Consider the following 18,566-nt stretch of genomic DNA (forward strand, 5'->3'; position numbering starts at 1 on the left):
ACGAGACTGGACGTGCGCGGCCAGGGCATAGACGGTCGGAATGCTCTCCCAGGCTTCTGCCTGCTGCAGCAGATCCTGCGCCCGCGCCTCGGCAACCTCCGGCCTCAAGGACTGTTGGAGGAAGGAGACCAGCGTAGCCCTGGACTGTGCAAGGGCGTGCTGCCGGGCGGCGGCGCGCCTGCGGGACGGGGTCATGTCGAGGGGCGCCGCACGACGGTGCGTCGGGGGGAGGGCGGTGTAGGCCCGGCAGGTTCGCCGGCGGTGCGGCGGACTTGGGCGTTGGCCACCTCGGGCTTGATGAGGTCATTGGGGGTGCACTGGAGGATGTCGCACAGCGCGGCCAGGGTGTCCATGCTCAGCCGCTGCGGAGCCTGCGTCACGAGCCGGTACACCTGCTCGCGCGAGAGGGTGACCCCGCGTTCCGCGAGCAGGGGGACCAAGTCCGAGGTCTGGAACATCTCCTGCTGGGCCATCACCTGCCGCAGCAACCACCGGTACCCCATCTTCTTGATCATGTCGTCACGTCCCAGTCGCCGCCCAGCCGTTTCCTCATTGCCGCCTCCAACAACGTGTTGCGGTAGTCGTTCGACACCGCCGTGTAAATCGCCGTGGTCGAACCGTGGGAGTGCCCGACCTGCTCCTGCACGAACTGCGTCGGATACCCGAACTCGATCAGATGCGTGATGTAGGAGTAGCGAAGACAGTGCAGGTCAAGGGACGGCTCCAGGCCCGCGTCATCCCGTGCCCGGGTGAACGCTTCATTGATGGACCGCGGCGACAGACGCCCCGCCCGCTCGGTTACCCATGCCGCTGGATGCCGGCCGGGCGAAAACAGCGGCCGCAAATCCGTCAGCCAGTAGTCCCACGTGTCGGTGACCCAGTCGAGCTCCGGCACCGTCAGCACGGTACGGCGCCTTGGCGGAGCCCCCTTGGTCGACTTCCCGTAGCGCACAAGCACACTGCCGTAGGGCCCGAAGGCGGGCATCTTGGGATTGCGGCGAAGGTCGATCAGATCGACCTTCGAGGACTCGGTGCGTCGGGTGCCGTACCCGTAGATCACCTTCAGCACCGCGGCGTCGCGCAAGGCGCACAGGGTTCCTTTGCGTCCCTGCGACCGGATCCGTGCCGGACGGGCGTCGGCCGCATCGAACAACGCCTGGATCTCGTCATACGCAAGCGGGCGCCGGCTCGGATTCGCCTCGAAATCCACGGTGTGGGCAACGGAGTTTCCCTCGTGGAAGACCTCTTGCGGTACCTCACCAAACCGGTCCAAGCAGATACGCACCCACTCGTAGCGGGGATCCAGCAGGTACGACACGAACAGCGTGATCGTCACCTCGTAGCTCCGCGCCGTGGACATCTCCATGCCCTTCGGCTTTCCCGGTCGCGGCGCACGCAGGTGGGAAATGAACGCTTCGCCCTCCTGCGGTGTCCACTGCCAGGGGTAGAGGCCGGTGAACTCCTCCAGCCGGCGGATCAGCCGGAGCCTTGCCCTGATCGTGTCCGACTGGAGGAACTGGGCCGCCTGTTGATGCGCCCAGCTCTCCAGCATCGCCGTGAACATCGCCGGGGCCGGGTCCAGGTGAACGACGTTCGGTGCGAGTACCAGTCGTGCCGAACCGGGTGCTTCTCCACTCACGCCGACGTTGTATCAGATGCAACATTGAGGCACCAGGGTCGCGCCTGCTGGTCAACTCGTATGTGCCCGACCGGTGTTCGCCTCCGGCGGCGCCCTGAAGAGGCACGACGGGTCGGGCGGGTCCAGGCGGAGTGTTGCATTCAATGCAATACCTCGCATTCCCTTCAGCTCCGCTCCGTCTACGGGACCAGGCCCTGGCAGTTCCCCGGAGGCAACCAGGACACCGGCGAGGATCCCGTCCAGACCGCCCGCCGTGAGGCCGTGGAGGAAACCGGGCTGACCCACTGGCCGAGTTCCCCCGCGCTCCTCCTGGTGCACTACCTGCATCCCGAGGGGCAGTGGCCCCTGCCGAGGGTGGGGTTCGTCTTCGACGGCGGGCGGCTGTCACGCGATCAGCTCGACAGGATCCGTCTCGATCCCGACGAGCACAGCGAGTGGGCCGTCCACTCATGGGCGGAGTGGGAGCGCCGGATGAACCGCCGGGGGTTCGCCCGTCTGAAAGCCGTCGAGGAAGCACGCCGGGGATCCGGACCCGCCCTGCTCATCACCGGGCCCGCCTCATCGTCCGCGCCAACGTGAGCACTTGCACCGGCCCCTGCGGCATCACGCGGCCGGATCGCGGACGTTCCGCCGTCCGAGCCGGTGCCCGGTTGCCGGCCGACCGGCACCGCCGGCGACGGACCCTGCGGCCGACCCGTCTCCGGCACGCCGGTCAAGAGCCGAACATGGCCGTGCGGCACGTCCACGGGGACGTGCCGCACGAACGCATTCGTCGGCTCCTCGGAACCTGTCAGGAATCGCCCCTCTGTTCACGCTTGCGGTGCTGCGACAGATCGCTTCCGGCTACGGACCGGTCGTCCTCGGAGATGTTGGCGTCGTCCAGCAGCTGGCCGGCCTCGGAGGCGACCCTCTTGCTCGTGTGGTGGCCCTTCTCCGCGTCGGACAGGGCACTGGCCGCGACCGAACGCTCTTCCTTCGTGGCGTTCGGATCCTGCATGATCCGTGCGGCCTCTGAGGCGTCCATCTTGCCCGTCATGATTGCTCACCTTCCGTGTCGGGATGCGACCCCTCCGCGACTCGCAGGCAGGGGCCGTGCACGCTTCCCCGCGGGATGGGCGAGATGCGGGCGCTGCGGGATCGAGTGATCACACCCATCGCGCGACTCCGGTCATTCACATACTATCGACCATTTGGCACATATGCGGACAGATGGCGGCAGGTCCGCCGAGGACCAGTGGGCGCACCTGTTTCAGGCCGCCGGCCAGGCGGGACCGGCCGCCGTCTCACGCACTCGCACCCGGCCTGCCGTGCAAGCCGCTCACGATCTCCGTCACTGGTGCCCGGTGTCGATGACGCAGAAGCGGTTGCCGTCGGGATCGGCGAGCACGACGAAGTCGGCGTCATCGGGATAGAGGTCCCAGTCGACGCGATGCGCGCCCAGCGAAACGAGCCGCGCCACTTCGGCCGCCTGGTCGGCCCTGTCCCCGGCATACAGGTCCAGATGGATCCGCGGATGCTCCTGGACCGGCGTCCCGCTGAGACTGAGAGCCACCTGCACACCCGCCCCTTCCGACGGGACGAGCACCACCCAGTCGTCGTCCATCTCCTCGCGCGGAACGTATCCCAGAGCCTCCGTCCAGAAGGCGGCCGCACGCGGCACGTCCGAGACACCCAGCACCACAGAACCCACTCTGAGCATGCGCCCATTCTGGCGCACGGCCGCAGGCCGACGACACCCGGCTACGGGCCCGACGACGGGGCGGGCGCCGGAGTCAGGTCCTGCAGGCCCACCACCCGCAGCAGTTGCAGGCGCTCGTACGATTCCGTGCCCGGGCGGGCCGTGTGGATGACGAGTTGCTGGTTGTGGTCGGAGTTGACGAGGACCTCGCAGTCGAGTTCGAGGACGCCGATCGCCGGGTGCCGGAAGCGTTTCGTGGAGGCGCGGCGCACGGCGACCTCGTGCTCGTCCCACAGTCGGGCGAACTCCTCGCTCCTGGCGCGCAGTTCGGCGACGAGCGCCGCGGGTTCCGGGTCCCCGGGTCGGGCCGAGGCAACCGCTCGCAGCCCGGCCACCTGCTCGCGGGCCCGCGCCGGGCGGTCCTCGGGAGGGAACAGCTCCGCGGCCGCCGGTTCCAGGAAAAAGCGGCGGATCATGTTGCGTTCCCGGGGCGGGCGGGCGAGGACGTCTCCGCTCAGCGCCCGTGACAGCGCGTTCTGGGCCAGGACCTCGCCGCAGTCTGTCACCACCATCGCCGGGGTGTCGTGCAGCCGGTCCAGCACCAGCAGCAGTCCCGGGCGCACGTGCCTGCCGGCCGTCTCGCGGCGTGGCGGTTCCTCACCGGTCAGGTGGAAGAGGTGGTCGCGTTCGTCATCCGTCAGGCGCAGGGCGCGGGCCAGCGCGGTGAGCATCTGGCGGGACGGGCGCGGGCCCCGGGACTGTTCCAGCCGCGTGTAGTAGTCGACGGACATGCCGGCCAGCTGGGCCACCTCCTCGCGGCGCAGCCCCGGCGTACGGCGGCGGGCTCCGGCGGTGAGGCCCACGTCGGAGGGGGCCAGGCGGGCGCGCCCGCGGCGCAGGAAGTCGGCGAGTTCGGGTCGGTCCACCCTTCCAGGGTGCGGGACGGCGGCCGTCTTATCCAGGGACTTCCGGTCCCCTGATCAGGAGGTCTCTCCCGGTCGTCGCCGCGCCGTCCGAGGCTGGTGACCGACGACAGGCGACACCGTGTGTGAGGAGCACATCATGCTGACTTTGGTGACCGGTACGACGGGACAGGTCGGACGCCGCTTCGTACCGAGGCTGCTGGCCCAGCGGCAGCCGGGCGAGCGGGTACGGGTCCTGGTGCGGGACGCGGCCCGCGGCGAGCGCTTCGCGGAGCTGGGGGCCCAGGTGGCCGTGGGCGACCTGCGCGACGAGGAGACGCTCGGCAAGGCGCTCGCCGGCGTGGACGCCGTCGTGAACGTCGCCGCCTCCTTCCGCGGGGTGCCCGACGAGGAGGCGTGGGCCGTCAACCGGGACGGCGCGGTGGCCCTGGGCCGCGCCGCCCGGGCCTCGGGCGTGGAGCGGTTCGTGCAGGTCAGCACCAGCAATGTGTACGGCGTCGGGCGTGGCCGACCGCTGACCGAGGAGGACGAGAGCCGGCCGGGCGGCGCGATGTGGGGCGCCTACCCCGAGTCCAAGGCCGAGGCCGAGCGCGCACTGCTGGCGCTGGAGGGTCTGGACGTACGCGTCGGACGGCTCCCCTTCGTCTACGGCGAGGGCGACCCGCACCTCGCCAACGCTTTGCACTGGGCCGCCCGATGGGCCCCGCACCAGCGCCTGCAGATGGCCCATCATGCGGATGTCGCCCAGGGCCTGATGCGGTTGCTGTACGCACCGGGTATCGCGGGGCGGATCTACAACATCGCCGACGACTCCCCCGTCACGACGGTCGAGCTGTACCAGCTCAACGGCGTCGAGGTGCCTGCCGGGCTTCACGAACTCGCCGACCCCGACCCGTGGTTCGGCATCGTCTCCAACCAGCGCATCCGCCGGGAGCTCGGCTTCCGGCCGATCTACCCGAGCGTCTGGACGGCTCGGGACGCCGGAGCTCTGTGACGGTCGCGGCGTGAGGCCGGTTCACCCCTGCCGTCGTGGCAACGCCCTTGTCACGCCGGCCAGGGACCGCCAGGCATGGGCGTCGTGGGCCTCGTTCCCGGGTGCCGGCCGGGTCGAGGCCACTCGTCGCCGCTTGCGCCTCTGACTTCGGCTCGGAATCTCGACATGGGGGCCGCACGCACACTCTCACGACGAACTATGTTGTCCGGCCACATGTGCGTCTGACCTGCGTGTTCTTACGGTGTGCCGACACCCCCCGCTCCCACCGCACACGAGGAAGTGGCGCACATGGCATCCCCGAACACCGCTCCCCCGCCCTCGCCCCCGGCGAAACTCCCCCGCATCGTCGCCGCCAGCCTCATCGGCACCACGATCGAGTGGTACGACTTCTTCCTCTACGGGTCCGCCGCGGCCCTGGTGTTCAACAAGCTGTTCTTCCCGGGCTCGGACCCGCTCGTGGGCACGTTGCTGTCGTTCCTGACGTACGCGGTCGGGTTCGCGGCGCGGCCGCTCGGAGCGCTGGTGTTCGGGCACTACGGTGACCGGCTGGGTCGCAAGCGGCTGCTCGTGCTGAGCCTGCTGATGATGGGCGGCGCGACGTTCGCGATCGGTCTGCTGCCCACGCACGCGACCGCGGGCAGCGCCGCTCCCGTCCTGCTGACGGTGCTGCGTCTGGTGCAGGGCTTCGCGCTCGGCGGCGAGTGGGGCGGCGCCGTCCTGCTCGTGTCGGAGCACGGGGACGCACGGCGGCGCGGCTTCTGGGCCTCGTGGCCGCAGACCGGCGCGCCCGCCGGGCAGTTGCTCGCGACCGGTGTGCTGTCGTTTCTCACCGCCGTGCTCTCGGACGACGCGTTCGGCAGCTGGGGCTGGCGGATACCGTTCCTGCTGTCCGGTCTGCTGGTGATCGTCGGACTGTGGATCCGGCTCTCCGTCGACGAGTCGCCGGTGTTCAAGGAGGCGCTGGCACGGGCCGGGGCCCGGCAGGACGACGAACCGGAGAAGCCACCGCTCGTCTCCGTGCTGCGGCACCACTGGCGGGACGTACTCGTCGCGGTGGGCGCCCGCATGGCCGAGAACATCGGCTACTACGTGATCACCGCGTTCGTCCTCGTCTACGCCACCACGGCGGCCGGCATGTCGAAGCAGGACGCGCTGAACGCCGTACTCGTCGCCTCCGCCGTGCACTTCGCCGTGATCCCGGCGTGGGGTGCCCTGTCCGACCGGGTCGGCCGGCGCCCCGTGTATCTGCTCGGCGCGGCCGGCGTCGGTCTGTGGATCTTCCCGTTCTTCCGGCTCGCGGACACCGGGGAGTTCGGGTATCTGCTGCTGGCCGTGACGGTCGGTCTGGTGCTGCACGGCGCGATGTACGCACCCCAGGCGGCCTTCTTCGCCGAGATGTTCGCCACCCGGATGCGCTACTCCGGCGCCTCCATCGGCGCCCAGTTCGCCTCCGTCGCGGCCGGTGCTCCCGCGCCGCTCATCGCGACGGCCCTGCTCTCCGAGTACGACAGTTCCACCCCCATCGCCCTGTACGTGATCGGGGCGGCACTGCTCACCCTGGTCGCCGTGGGCGTGGCCCGGGAGACCCGGCACCGGGACCTCGCCGACGTCGGCGCGGACGACGGCGAGCGCGCCGGCGCCCAGGCGGCGGCCGGGGTCAGGTCGGTCTGACCGGCCGTCGGCGCAGTGGCCGGGCGTGCGCCGGCCGGCCCTCTGCCGGGGCCGGTCAGCGCACGCCCGGTGCTGTCAGCCGGTGCAGTCGCAGGGCCAGCTGGATCTCCAGGGAGCGGGCCGGTGTCTGCCAGTCCTCGCCGAGCAGCCGGCCCACCCGTTCCAGCCGCTGGGCGACGGTGTTCACGTGGACGTGGAGGGCGTCCTTGGTGCGGGCGGGGCTCATCGCGCAGGCGAAGTAGGCGTCCAGGGTGCGCAGCAACTCCGTGCCGCGGCGGGCGTCGTACGCCACGACCGGGCCGATGGTGCGGTGGACGAAGCCGCCGATGTCCCGTTCACCGGCGAGGAGCAGGCCGAGGAAGCCGAAGTCCTCGGCCGCCGCGCCGTCGCCGCCCCGGCCCAGGAGGTGCATCGCGTCCAGGCAGCGGCGCCCCTCGGCGTAGGCGGCGGTCACCGCGTCCGGGTGGCCGGCGAGGCCGGTGACGGGCGCGGAGGCTCCGACGGTGACGGGCTGGTGGACGGCCGTGCCGAGGTCACGTGCGGTGCGGCGGGCCACGTCCGTGGCGGTGTCCCCGGGGCCGAGCGGGAGCAGCAGGACCGTGCCCCCGTCACGGGCGGAGGCGAGGCCGTGCCGGGTGGCGGCCAGGTGGGAGGCGGCCGCTCCCAGGCGGCGGCGGGCGGCGGCCTCCTCGTCGGCGTCGTCCGCGGGGCCGTCGAGGCGGGCGGCGAGGACGACGTGGGTGGCGTCCAGGTCGGCGTCCAGCAGTCCGGCGCGTTCGCGCAGCAGACGCGGGTCACGGTCGTGGGCGTCGAGGAGGTCGTCCAGCAGTTCTCCCCTCACCCGCTGCTCGGCCTCGGCCGCGGAGCGTCGGGCGAGCAGGAGCAGCGAGGTGACCATCGCGGCACGTTCCAGGGTGCGTTGGTCGACGGGGTCCAGGCCCGGGTGGCCGTGCAGGACCAGGGCGCCGAGGAGTTCACCGCCGGCCGCCACCGCGGCGATCCAGTCGTCGCCGTGCCGTACGGCGTGCCCCTCGGCGCGGGACGCCTCCAGCGCCCGGGCGGGCGCCCGCCCCGTCCCGGCGAACTCGACGGCACCGTCGAGGACTTCGGAGACGGCCGCCGCCACGTCGTGCACCCCGCCGCCGCGCAGGACGAGTTCGGCGAGCCGGTCGTGCACGTCGGAGGCGCGCTCGATGACGGCGCTGCCGTCCCGGATGATCGCGTTGGCGCGTTCCAGGCCGGCCACCGCGGCGCGCGTCTCGGTGAGCAGGTTGGCGGTGTCGAGGGCGGCCGCCGCGAGCGCGGCGAACGAACCGAGCAGGGCGATCTGTGCGCGCTCGAAGACACGGGCGCGCCGGTCCGCGGCGAACAGGACGCCGATGACGTGCGGGCCGAGCATCAGGGGGACGCCGAGGATCGCGACGAGGCCCTCGTCGCGCACGCCGGCGTCGATGGTGAGGGTGTGCTGGAAGCGGGCGTCGTGGAAGTAGTCGTCGGTGACGTACGGCCGGGCGGTCTGGGCGACCAGGCCGCCGAGCCCCTCGCCCATCCCGAGGCGCAGTTGCTGGAAGCGGGCGGAGACGGAGCCCTCGGTCACCCGCATGTAGGTGTCGCCGTGTGCCGGGTCGTTCAGGCTGAGGTAGGCGATGTCGGTGCCGAGCAGGGAGCGGGCGCGCTGCACGATGGCCTGGAGGACGGCGTCCAGATCCCTGAGGCCGGCCAGGTCGTGGGCGGTCTCGAAGAGCGCGGACAGCTCCGCCTCTCTGCGCCGGCGGCCCTCCAGTTCCGAACGCACCCGCAGGGCCAGGAGTTTGGCGTGCTCCAGCGCGGTGATCCGGTCGGCCGGGTGCCGCTCGGCGCGTGCGAGCAGGACCGGCTGTTCGTACGCCTCCACGGGGGCGTCGCGGGCCAGCAGTTCGAGGTACGGGACCTCGGCGGGAGGCGGTCGATCGGTGAGCGGCGGGACCTGCGCGCTGCCGTCGGACGCCTGAGGGGCGTTCCTGGTGGCGGTGCGCCCGGTCGGCGGGACGTGATCACGAGGCATGGTCACAGGATCGCTCATCGGCCGCGCGGCCCGTCAGGCCTGTGGAAAACTTCCGGGCGCGCGGCCGGGGACCTGGTCAGTGGGCGGTCCATCCGCCGTCCATCACCAGCGAGGTGCCGGTGACGAAGGACGCCTGCGGGCCGCAGAGGTAGGCCACGGCCTCGGCGACCTCGTCCGGTTCGATGAGCCGTCGCACGGCGCTGTCCTTGAGCAGGATCTCGCTCAGCACGCGCTCCTCGGGGACACCGTGGGCCTGCGCCTGGTCGGCGATCTGCTTCTCGACCAGGGGGGTTCGCACATAGGCGGGGTTCACACAGTTCGAGGTCACTCCGTGGGGTGCGCCTTCGAGGGCGGCCGTCTTGGAGAGTCCTTCCAGACCATGTTTGGCGGCCACATAGGCGGACTTGAAGGCCGAGGCACGCAGCCCATGGACGGAGGACACATTGACGATCCGGCCCCAGCCCTGCGCGTACATGTGCGGAAGGGCGCCGCGGATGAGTCGGAAGGGGGCCTCCAGCATCACGGTCAGCACGGTGTGGAAGACCTCGGGCGGGAACTCCTCCAGCGGACGCACGAGTTGCAGCCCGGCGTTGTTGACCAGGATGTCGGCGCCGGCGGCCGCACGCTCGGCGGCGTCGAGGTCGGTGAGGTCCAGGACGTGCGGAGCGACCGTCCCCGCGAGATTCCCCGACCGCCTGGCGGACTCCGCGAGCCCGACCAGTTCGGCCAGGCCCGCCTCGTCCCGGTCCACGGCCCTCACCTGGGCCCCGGCGGCGGCGAGCCGCAGCACACAGGCGCGGCCGATGCCGCCGGCGGCCCCCGTGACGAGGGCGGTACGGCCGGCGAGGTCGAGAGAGGGAGTGCGCGCGGCGACGGGAAAGGGGTGCGCGCCGGGCGCGGGGCCGGACGGAGTCGGCGAGCTGGACGTGGTCATGGGCCGACCTTAGGTGGCTCCCATAGCTCCCCACATGTGGTGTCGACCCACACTTCAGTCACGAGTCATAGGGTCGAACCATGTGGGGCCGTCAGCCATGGCCTGCTTGATCCGGAACCGGCCGAACTCGTTGAGGTCGGGCAGCGCGTCCACCTCGAACCAGGCCACCTCGAGCGACTCGTCGTCGTTGACCCGCGCCTCGCCGCCCACCGCGCGGCAGCGGAAGGTGGTGTCCATGTACTGGCAGACGTCACCGTTGGCGTAGGTGATCGGCTCCAGGGCCTGCACCAGGACGACCCGCTCGACGACGCAGTGCACCGCCGTCTCCTCGAAGACCTCGCGCACGGCGCAGTCGGCGGGCTGCTCGCCCGGCTCCGGGATGCCCCCGATGACCGACCACTTGCGGGTGTCGGACCGCCGTCCGAGCAGCACCCGGCCCTCGTCGTCGAAGACGATCGCGGTGACCCCCGGGAGCCACAGCAGCTGATGCCCCGCCGAGGCCCGGAGGGTGGTGATGAATTCAGGAGTTGCCATGGGCCGACCCTAAGGGCTGTCCCACGACCCCGTGCGCATCAGCGCGCGGCACCGGACGCGGTGCGCCGCGGGGCGGGTCCGCCGTTCTCGGAGCGGGTCTTCCCCTGCGTCTCCCGGCGTCACCGTGGGGCCAGGGCCGGCCCGGTGCCTGACGCGATCGCGGGGCCTGGCCCGCCCGGCGCCACGACACTCACGCCGGACAGCCCGAGCAGGACGACAGCCCAGAAGGTGTCGACTCACGTGGCGACCCACGCCGAGTGGCGGCGGAACGAGCCCGAGGCCTGGCACGCCCGGCGCCCGGCCCAGACGCGGAGCCTGGCACGCCCACCTGGGCCGACCGGCCTCGCCGCTCACCTGCACCTTGATCCGTCGGACAGGCCCCGGCGCAGGAGAGGCGCCCCGGCGGCGCGGCCAGGCACCCCGGCGGTCAGGTGCCCCGGCCGCCGTCGTACGCCCGGCGAGGGCGGGACTCTCCCCCGGCGCCAAGTGGGCCTTCCGGCCTCACCCGCACCCGCACCCGCTGCCCCTGTCCTGTGCCCAGACTCAGGACTCCGCGCCCCGGCCCCGGCCTCGGGTCCCGCACCCGGCACCCGGCACCCAGCACCCAGCACCCAGCACCCAGCACCCAGCACCCAGCACCCAGCCAGCGTCGGCATCACCGGCATCGCCGTCGGCGTACGGCCGTCGTCCGTCCTGTTACGCGTCCCCAGCGCGCCGGCGACGGATGCCGGAGCCGATGGACCAGCCGAGACCGCCTGCGGCGACCAGGACCAGGGCCATCTCCGGCAGGATGCCCATCCGCGTCGCGGGAGTCTCGGAGGTGCGCAGCGGCACCTTCTGGACGAGGTAGGCGGGCACGAACATGCCGGTCTTCTGGGTCACCTCGCCGTCGGGCATGATGACCGCGCTGACTCCGCTGGTCACCGGCACCGTCACGGTCCGGCTGTGCTCGACTGCCCGGATCCGGGACATGGCGAGCTGCTGGTAGGTCATCTCGCTGCGGTCGAAGGTCGCGTTGTTGCTGGGTACGGAGATCATCTCCGCGCCGTGCGTCACGGTGTCACGGACCGCCCAGTCGAAGGCGGCCTCGTAGCAGGTGGCGAGGCCCACCTTGGTCCCGTGGATGTCGAACACGCCGGGCTTCGTGCCCCGGCTGAAGTCCTGGCGGACCATGCTGGTCCAGTTCTTGTTGATCGCGCCGACCAGCGAGCGCAGCGGGAGGTACTCGCCGAAGGGCTGGACCTGCCGCTTGTCGTAGGTCTGGATCGGTCCCTTGTCCGGGTCCCAGAGGACCTGCTCGTTGAGCAGCTTGCCGTCCCGCTCGACGACCGCGCCGACCGAGACGGGCACCCCGACGGCCTCGGCGGCGCCCTCGATGACGGTGGCCGCGTCGGGGTCGGCGAAGGGGTCGACGTCGGAGGAGTTCTCGGGCCACAGCACGTAGTCCGGCCTGGCGGTCCTGCCGGCCTTGACGTCGGCGGCGAGCTTGAGGGTCTCGCGCGCGTGGTAGTCGAGCACGGCCCGTCGCTGGGCGTTGAACTCCAGACCGGAGCGCGGCACGTTGCCCTGGATGACGGCGACCGTCGCGGTCCCGTCCTCGGCCTTGTCGCTGACCAGTGCGCGGGCGGCTACGGCGCCGACGACGGGCACGGCGACGCTGAGCAGCGCGGCGGCCGCGGCCGCGCGCCGGACGGTCCGCGTACGGCGCCGTTCGGCGATCAGCCGCCCGGCCTCGTACAGGCCGAAGCCGCACAGGACGACGCCGAAGCCGAGCACCGGCGTACCGCCCACCGCGGCGAGCGGCAGGAAGACGCCGTCGGCCTGTCCGAACGCGATCTTGCCCCAGGGGAACCCGCGGAACGGGGCACGCGCGCGTACCGCTTCTCCGGCGATCCACAGGGCGGCCGCCCACACCGGCCAGGCCGGAAGCCTGGAGACGGCGGCGATGCCCACGCCGACCAGGGCGACGAACACGGCCTCGATGGCGACCAGGGCGAGCCACGGGCCAGGCCCCACCTCGACGCCGGTCCACACCAGCAGCGGCAGCAGGAAGCCGAGCCCGAACAGGTAGCCGAGGCCGAGGGCCGCCTTCCAGCCGCGCCCGCGCAGCACCCAGGCGAAGCCGGCGAACGCGGGCAGGGCGAGCCACCAGAGGGTGCGCGGCGGGAAGCTGACGTAGAGCAGCACTCCGCAGAGCACGGCGGCGGCGGCCGGGACCAGACGCAGCGTCCAGCGGCGGCGCGCTGACGCCGTCCCGAGCTGATCCTGCTGGTCCGCGGAGGTAGTGGTGACGGTCACCCGGGGAGTCTAAGGCCGCTGACCTGGGCCCGGACAGCGTGGTCCGCGCGCGGGTGGCCGCCCGCCGGCGCGCCGGGGTGTCGCGGCGATCCCGCCGGGGAGCCGCAGCGATCCAGCCGGCGCGTCACGGCGATCCGGTCGGCGCGTCACGATCTTCCCGCGCGACTTGTCCACAATCCGGCCGTCAACCGTTAACGTGTGCGCAGCCCCAGCGGTGCGGCCGGATCCGGCGCGCGTTCGCGGGGGTCTGCCACAGCCGGGGGACTGGGTACGAGGGGCGACAGTGTTGTCGACGGGGACGAGAGCCACGGCCGGGCGGGACGGCCAGGAAACGGTTCAGGAAAGCCGAAACGTTTCTGACGGTACGGGCATGATCCTGCTGGGACTCTGCGCCGGCTGGTCGCTGATCACCGCGGCGGTCCACGACGGGCGGCCGGAGGGCGTGCTGCTGGCGGTGCTGGCGACGGCAGGCGGGTATGCGGCGGGACGGATCTCCGGGGCGCTGCTCCCCGTCGCCGCTCCGTGCGTCGGCGCGGTGGCCGGCCTCGCGACGGCCTTGGCGCTGCCGCACCTCCCGCAGGGCCCCCGGTACGCCGTCCCGCTGGGACAAGCGGGTGCCGTGGCCGCGCTGCTGGCGCTGTCGGCCGGAGCGGCGTGCTGCGCGTCCTGGGGCACGTCGGTACGGGCGTGGCGGCTGGGTCTGCGGGCGCTGGCCGCAGCGATCGTGCTGACCGGGGCCGTCGTCGGCTCGGCCGAGGGATCGGTGGCCGGCGCGGCCGTACTGCTCTGCTCGCTCGCGGCGGGCTCGGTGACCCGCCGGAGCGTCGGCATCGTGGCGCTGGCGCTGGCCGGAGCGGCGGCGGTCGCCACGGTATGGGCGGTCGCGGAGGGGGTTATGCCCGGTGGCCTGGCCGGCGCGCTGACCGAGCGGTTCGACGCGCACCGGGTCCGGTTGTGGCGGGACGCGCTGCGGCTGGGGTTCGCGGAGCCGGGCCTGGGTGCGGGGCCGGGCCGCTTCGGTGAGCTGAGCGGCGGCGCGTCGCAGGTGCTGCCGTCCGACGGGACACCGCATTCGGCGCCGCTGCAGCAACTGGCCGAGCAGGGTGTCGTCGGCCTGCTGCTGCTCACGTCCGTGTTCGGCTGGCTCCTCCACGCGCTGTGGCGCACCTCGCGCCCGACGCCCGTCGCGCTCAGCGCGGGCGCCGCGCTGACGGCGCTGGCCGTGATCGCCTCGGTGGGCGACGCGCTGAGTTCCACCACCGTGACGGCGGGCGCGGGCCTGCTGGCCGGATGGGCTACGGCGCGACCGTGGGCGGGCGCGGAGCCGACGGCCCTCTGAGGCGAGGTCGGAGTGGGAGGAACGGGCACGCTGCCGGAGGCAGGGTCGGGGCTCCAGAGGTACGGGGTTCGGGGTTCGGGGTTCGGGGTTCGGGGTCGCCCGGGTCCTCCGATGGAGTGGGAGTGGCCCACCGAGGCGGGGGCAGAGGCCGCCAAGACCTACGGGCGCCTACGGAGACCCAGGGACAGGGGTCGTACAGACACCCCTGAACGCGCCGCCGCGCCTGCCGGCAGGGACCGTACAAGCCCCCGAACGCGCCGGCGGGCCCATCGGCAGGGACCGTACAGACCTCCCCGAGCCGCCCGGCGCGGTCAGCTCGCCGGGCCCGCCGCGCTCGTCTGCAGCCGCGCCCTGATCACCCGGACCGCGGATTCCGCATTGTCCACGGTGATGGTGAAGGTGTGGCCGTCCCACAGGCTCAGCACGATTCCCTCGCCCCGGCGTACGACGACGGCGGTGCCCTTCTCGGGGCGCCAGCGGTAGCCCCAGCCGCCCCAGTTTCGCGGGGTGACATGGGGGGTGAAGTCGGCGCCCACGACCTGGGACAGGGGGATGCGGCGGCGGGGCACGCCGATGTGGCCGCAGCGCACCTCCAGGGAGTTCTCGTCGAGCTTGAGGTCGACGTGCACGAAGGCGAGCGTGCCGAAGAGGACCAGCAGCCCGGCCGCGATGCAGCCCACGACGGACATCACGAGCGGGACGATGCCGGAGGTCCAGGCCGATTCCACGGCGAGCTGGATGCCCAGCGCCATGCAGGCGGCGCCGACCAGCGCCAGCAGCCACTGCACGCGGTTGGTGGCGCGTCCCGTCCAGACGTCGGGGTGCGGAGCGTCCTCGACGTCGCGGATGTCCCTCATGTCTACGAGGTTACTCAGGTTTCGCTGAGCGGCTACCTGCTCGCGGAGGGTGACCGCCCGGGTGGGCCCGGTGCCGGAACGGTTCGGCGGACGGCTCCGCCTACGTCAGCGGAGGGTCCGGGCGGCCTGGAGCAGCCGGCCCTCCGGGTAGGACAGGGCGGTGGCGGGCAGGTCCGCCTCGCGCCCGCTCAGCAGCACGGTGAGACCCGTGGCGGCCTCGGCGTCCGGGGTGGCCACGGCGCCGATCCGGCGGAGCGCCTGGGCGGCGACCGCACCGGCGGAACCGTGCAGCATGAGCGGGGGCATGCCGGGCTTCTGGACCGCGGCTCGGATGCGGTCGGCGACCAGTTCGTAGTTGGTGCAGCCGAGGACGACGGTCGTGACGTCGTCGGGGGTGCGCGCGGCCGCGGCGGCGACGGCGGCGTCGACGGCCGCCTCGTCCGCGTGGTGCACGGCGTCGGCGAGGCCCGGGCAGGGCACCTCGGTGACGGTCACGCCGTCGGCGAACTGTTCGATCAGCCCGCGCTGGTAGGCGCTTCCGGTGGTGGCGGGCGTGGCCCAGATGGCGACGTGTCCGCCGCCCGCCGCGGCGGGCTTGATCGCCGGAACCGTGCCGATGATGGGCAGGCCGGGCTCGAAGCGGGCGCGCATCTGTGGGAGTGAGTGGACGGAGGCGGTGTTGCAGGCGACGATCAGGACGTCCGGCCGGTGCGCGGCGGCCGCGTCGGCCACGGCGATGGCACGCTGCGTGATGTCCTCCGGAGTGCGCGGCCCCCAGGGCATCCCGTCCGGGTCCCAGGACAGGACGAGCTCGGCGTCGGGCCGCAGCCGGCGTACCGCGGCGGCGGCGGGGAGGAGGCCGATTCCTGAGTCCATGAGCGCGATCTTCACCCGGCCACGATAGACGATCGTCCCATGTGGGCCGGTCCGGTGGGGCAGACTGCGCCTGTGAGCGCCCTTGTGTGGACGACCGTCGTGTCCCTCGCCGCCTGGTGCTGGCTGCTGCTGTGCCGGGGCTTCTTCTGGCGCACGGACGTCCGGCTTCCGCCGCACCGGGAACCGGATGTCTGGCCGCCGGTGTGCGTGGTCGTACCGGCCCGCGACGAGGCCGCCGTCCTGCCCGCGAGCCTGCCCTCGCTGCTCGCCCAGGACTATCCCGGGCGGGCGGAGGTCTTCCTGGTCGACGACGGGAGCACCGACGGCACCGCGGAGCTGGCCCGGGAGCTGGCCGGGCGGTACGGCGGGCTGCCCCTCACGGTGACCTCCCCCGGGGAACCGCCCGCGGGCTGGACGGGCAAGCTGTGGGCGGTGCGGCACGGAATCGGCCTGGCACGCGCGCGTGAGCCCGAGTTCCTGCTGCTCACGGACGCGGACATCGCGCACGCGCCGGACAGCCTGCGCACCCTGGTGGCGGCGGCCCGCACCGGCGGTCACGACGTCGTGTCCCTGATGGCGCGGCTGCGGGTGGAGAGCGTGTGGGAGCGGCTGGTGGTGCCGGCGTTCGTCTACTTCTTCGCGCAGCTGTACCCGTTCCGGCGGATCGGCCGGAGGGGGTCGCGTACCGCGGCGGCGGCGGGCGGCTGTGTGCTGCTGCGCGCGGACGCGGCCGAGCGGGCGAGGATCCCGGACGCCATCCGGCAGGCCGTCATCGACGACGTGGCGCTCGCCCGCGCGGTGAAGGGGAGCGGTGGCCACATCTGGCTGGGGCTGGCCGAGCGGGTGGACAGCGTGCGTCCCTACCCGCGGCTGCACGACCTGTGGCGGATGGTCTCGCGCAGCGCGTACGCGCAGCTGCGGCACAGCCCGCTCCTGCTCGTCGGTACGGTCGCCGGGCTCGCCCTGGTCTACCTGGTGCCGCCCGCCGCGGTGGCCGCCGGCGCCGTCTCGGGGAGCCGGGCGACGGCGGTGGCGGGAGCGGCGGCATGGGCGGTGATGGCGGCGACCTTCGCGCCCATGCTGCGCTACTACCGGCAGCCGGTGTGGACGGCTCCCCTGCTGCCGTTCACCGCGTTGCTCTATCTGCTGATGACGGTCGACTCCGCGGTGCAGCACTACCGGGGCAGGGGCGCGGCGTGGAAGGGCCGCACCTACGCGCGTCCGGAGGCGGTACCCGACGAGGGCTGACGGACGTCGCGGTCACTTGCGGCCGGGGGTCCAGTTCATGCCCCAGCCGTACGCCCGGTCCATGGTGCGCTGCGGGCTCACTCCGCGTTCCGGCACCATGTACTGCGCCTCGCGCCGGACGACGAGATCACCGCCCGTGTTGGTGATCAGCGCGAGCGCGCAGACCGTGGAGGGCACGGTGCACTCGTCCAGCGAGAAGTCGACCGGGGCGCCGTGCTGGGGCTGGAGGGTGACCGTGGCGTGCAGGTCGGCGAAGGACGTGGCGCCCTCGTAGATGGTGACGAAGACGAGGATGCGGCGGAACTCCCGCTGGTGGTCGAGGTTGACGGTGAGGTTCTCGCCGTTCGCCGCGCCGCCGGTGCGGTCGTCGCCGTCCAGGTGGATGTACGGCGGCCGGTCCAGGGCCCCGAAGGCGTTGCCGAGTGCCTGGACGACGCCCTTGCGGCCGTCCGCGAGTTCGTACAGGGCGCACAGGTCGAGGTCGAGGTTCCCGGACCGGGCGAATCCGCGACCGCCCCGGCCCGGGGGCCGCCCGCGGGTCTGCCAGTTGAGGTGGACCCGCATGGCGCCGGAGGTGCCGCCCTGCTTGGCCAGCGAGACGGCGGGGGCCGCCTTGGTGAGGGTGACCTTGGAGAGACGGACCGGCGGCGGAGGCAGGGGGGCCGGGGTGGCGCCCGGCGGCGGGGGCGGTACGGCGGACGAGGCGCGGGGCGGCACCGGTGGGACGGCGGGGATGTACGGGGCCGGGGCCGCGGCGGGTACGGGCGGAGCAGAGGCCGCGGCGGGCGCGGGCGGAGGCGTGGCCGCCGCAGGTGCGGGTGCGGGCGCGGCAGGTGCGGGCGCGGCAGGTGCGGGTGCGGGTGCGGGCGGGGCCACGGGGTGCCCCGGTTCGTCGACGGTGATGCCGAAGTCCGTTGCCAGGCCTTCGAGTCCGCTGCTGTAGCCCTGACCGACGGCGCGGAACTTCCAGGCGCCCTGGCGGCGGTAGAACTCGCCGAGCAGGAAGGCGGTCTCCACGGTCGCGCCCGGACTGTCGAAGCGGGCGACGGCCTCGCCCGTACCCGCGTCGGTCACTTCGACGGCGAGACCGGGGACCTGTCCGAACGTGCCGCCGTCGGCGGAGGCGGCGAGGACGATCCGCTCGACGGCGCCCTCCACGCGCGCGAGGTCGACGGAGAGGGTGTCGGTGACGCGGCCTCCGTCGGAGCGCTTGCCCTCGTGACGGACGGCGCCGGAGAGATGCGCGGGCTGGTTGTAGAACACGAAGTCCGCGTCGGAGCGGACCCTTCCGGCCGCGAGGAGCAACGCGGAGGCGTCCGCGTCGGGCACGCCCGGTCCGGAGTTCCAGGTCAGTTCGACGCGCAGCGCCGCGGTAGGCACCGGCGTGTTCGAACCCTTCGACATTGACATGTCCACCCCCATATAAGAGACGCCCGGCACTCCGGTCCGCCCTTGTCACATCGAAGGTATTCCCGGGTCCGGCGGACTCCCACGACCTGCACGGAAAGATCGCCCGGCAACCGCCGGTAAC

Annotated in this window: 17 protein-coding genes; 5 read left to right on the top strand and 12 right to left on the bottom strand. The window is 72.7% G+C overall.

The genetic code is table 11. The annotated features are described in order from the left end of the window. Positions 1-191 precede the first annotated feature (191 nt). Together ACIPRD_RS12620 and ACIPRD_RS12625 are read right to left on the bottom strand one after the other, a co-directional pair. Entirely contained in the window at positions 192-515 is a 324-nt protein-coding gene (locus tag ACIPRD_RS12620; RefSeq protein ID WP_401562554.1) for a helix-turn-helix domain-containing protein, read from the bottom strand. After that, positions 512-1,639 carry a tyrosine-type recombinase/integrase gene (locus tag ACIPRD_RS12625; protein WP_401562556.1) on the bottom strand — a complete coding sequence of 376 codons (1,128 nt, stop codon included), beginning with the start codon at positions 1,637-1,639 and terminating at the stop codon, positions 512-514. The genes ACIPRD_RS12620 and ACIPRD_RS12625 overlap by 4 nt, the downstream gene beginning before the upstream one ends. A 60-nt stretch (positions 1,640-1,699) precedes the next feature. Between ACIPRD_RS12625 and ACIPRD_RS12630 the strand changes: the two genes are divergently transcribed. Further along, positions 1,700-2,218, top strand: coding sequence for an NUDIX domain-containing protein (locus tag ACIPRD_RS12630; RefSeq protein ID WP_401562558.1), 519 nt, complete (start codon positions 1,700-1,702; stop codon positions 2,216-2,218). A gap of 211 nt (positions 2,219-2,429) precedes the next feature. Here the strand turns inward: ACIPRD_RS12630 and ACIPRD_RS12635 are convergent, their stop codons facing one another. From ACIPRD_RS12635 to ACIPRD_RS12645, 3 genes are all read right to left on the bottom strand, one after another. Then, complete coding sequence (locus tag ACIPRD_RS12635; protein ID WP_401562560.1) at positions 2,430-2,675, bottom strand: hypothetical protein; 246 nt, start codon at positions 2,673-2,675, stop codon at positions 2,430-2,432. A gap of 294 nt (positions 2,676-2,969) precedes the next feature. Continuing rightward, positions 2,970-3,338, bottom strand: a complete 369-nt coding sequence (locus ACIPRD_RS12640) for a VOC family protein (RefSeq protein ID WP_401562562.1) — start codon at positions 3,336-3,338, stop codon at positions 2,970-2,972. Between the two features lie 41 nt (positions 3,339-3,379). Then, positions 3,380-4,243, bottom strand: coding sequence for a helix-turn-helix transcriptional regulator (locus ACIPRD_RS12645; protein ID WP_401562563.1), 864 nt, complete (start codon positions 4,241-4,243; stop codon positions 3,380-3,382). Positions 4,244-4,379: 136 nt separating this feature from the next. Here ACIPRD_RS12645 and ACIPRD_RS12650 point away from each other — a divergent pair, with 136 nt between their 5' ends. Next, a complete protein-coding gene (locus ACIPRD_RS12650; RefSeq protein WP_401562565.1) occupies positions 4,380-5,234 on the top strand; it encodes an NAD-dependent epimerase/dehydratase family protein in 855 nt (284 codons plus the stop codon). A gap of 288 nt (positions 5,235-5,522) precedes the next feature. Next, positions 5,523-6,905, top strand: a complete 1,383-nt coding sequence (locus ACIPRD_RS12655; protein WP_401562567.1) for an MFS transporter — start codon at positions 5,523-5,525, stop codon at positions 6,903-6,905. Positions 6,906-6,960: 55 nt separating this feature from the next. Here the strand turns inward: ACIPRD_RS12655 and ACIPRD_RS12660 are convergent, their stop codons facing one another. From ACIPRD_RS12660 to lnt, 4 genes are all read right to left on the bottom strand, one after another. Then, complete coding sequence (locus tag ACIPRD_RS12660; protein WP_401562569.1) at positions 6,961-8,949, bottom strand: helix-turn-helix domain-containing protein; 1,989 nt, start codon at positions 8,947-8,949, stop codon at positions 6,961-6,963. Positions 8,950-9,025: 76 nt separating this feature from the next. Next, positions 9,026-9,883 (bottom strand): 3-hydroxybutyrate dehydrogenase, encoded by an 858-nt coding sequence (locus ACIPRD_RS12665; RefSeq protein ID WP_356401704.1) that lies wholly within the window; start codon positions 9,881-9,883, stop codon positions 9,026-9,028. A gap of 54 nt (positions 9,884-9,937) precedes the next feature. Next, positions 9,938-10,417: an NUDIX domain-containing protein gene (locus tag ACIPRD_RS12670; RefSeq protein ID WP_356401702.1), complete on the bottom strand. Its 480-nt coding sequence runs from the start codon at positions 10,415-10,417 to the stop codon at positions 9,938-9,940. A gap of 696 nt (positions 10,418-11,113) precedes the next feature. Beyond that, positions 11,114-12,715 carry an apolipoprotein N-acyltransferase gene (gene lnt, locus ACIPRD_RS12675; protein ID WP_356401700.1) on the bottom strand — a complete coding sequence of 534 codons (1,602 nt, stop codon included), beginning with the start codon at positions 12,713-12,715 and terminating at the stop codon, positions 11,114-11,116. A 370-nt stretch (positions 12,716-13,085) separates the two neighbouring features. Between lnt and ACIPRD_RS12680 the strand changes: the two genes are divergently transcribed. After that, complete coding sequence (locus tag ACIPRD_RS12680) at positions 13,086-14,054, top strand: O-antigen ligase family protein (RefSeq protein ID WP_401562571.1); 969 nt, start codon at positions 13,086-13,088, stop codon at positions 14,052-14,054. Positions 14,055-14,365: 311 nt separating this feature from the next. Here the strand turns inward: ACIPRD_RS12680 and ACIPRD_RS12685 are convergent, their stop codons facing one another. Next, positions 14,366-14,911: a hypothetical protein gene (locus ACIPRD_RS12685; RefSeq protein ID WP_356401696.1), complete on the bottom strand. Its 546-nt coding sequence runs from the start codon at positions 14,909-14,911 to the stop codon at positions 14,366-14,368. A gap of 105 nt (positions 14,912-15,016) precedes the next feature. After that, entirely contained in the window at positions 15,017-15,802 is a 786-nt protein-coding gene (locus ACIPRD_RS12690; protein WP_401562574.1) for a glutamate racemase, read from the bottom strand. A 24-nt stretch (positions 15,803-15,826) separates the two neighbouring features. On the opposite strand from ACIPRD_RS12690, the gene ACIPRD_RS12695 reads away from it, so the two are divergent. Further along, positions 15,827-17,035 (top strand): glycosyltransferase, encoded by a 1,209-nt coding sequence (locus tag ACIPRD_RS12695; RefSeq protein ID WP_401562576.1) that lies wholly within the window; start codon positions 15,827-15,829, stop codon positions 17,033-17,035. A 12-nt stretch (positions 17,036-17,047) separates the two neighbouring features. Here ACIPRD_RS12695 and ACIPRD_RS12700 read toward each other — a convergent pair whose 3' ends face one another. Next, on the bottom strand, positions 17,048-18,445 hold the full coding sequence (locus ACIPRD_RS12700) for a TerD family protein (RefSeq protein ID WP_401562578.1): 1,398 nt from the start codon (positions 18,443-18,445) through the stop codon (positions 17,048-17,050). Positions 18,446-18,566: the final 121 nt, after the last annotated feature.

This window comes from Streptomyces sp. NPDC090108 (assembly GCF_044747185.1).
In the GTDB taxonomy this organism is placed as follows: domain Bacteria; phylum Actinomycetota; class Actinomycetes; order Streptomycetales; family Streptomycetaceae; genus Streptomyces.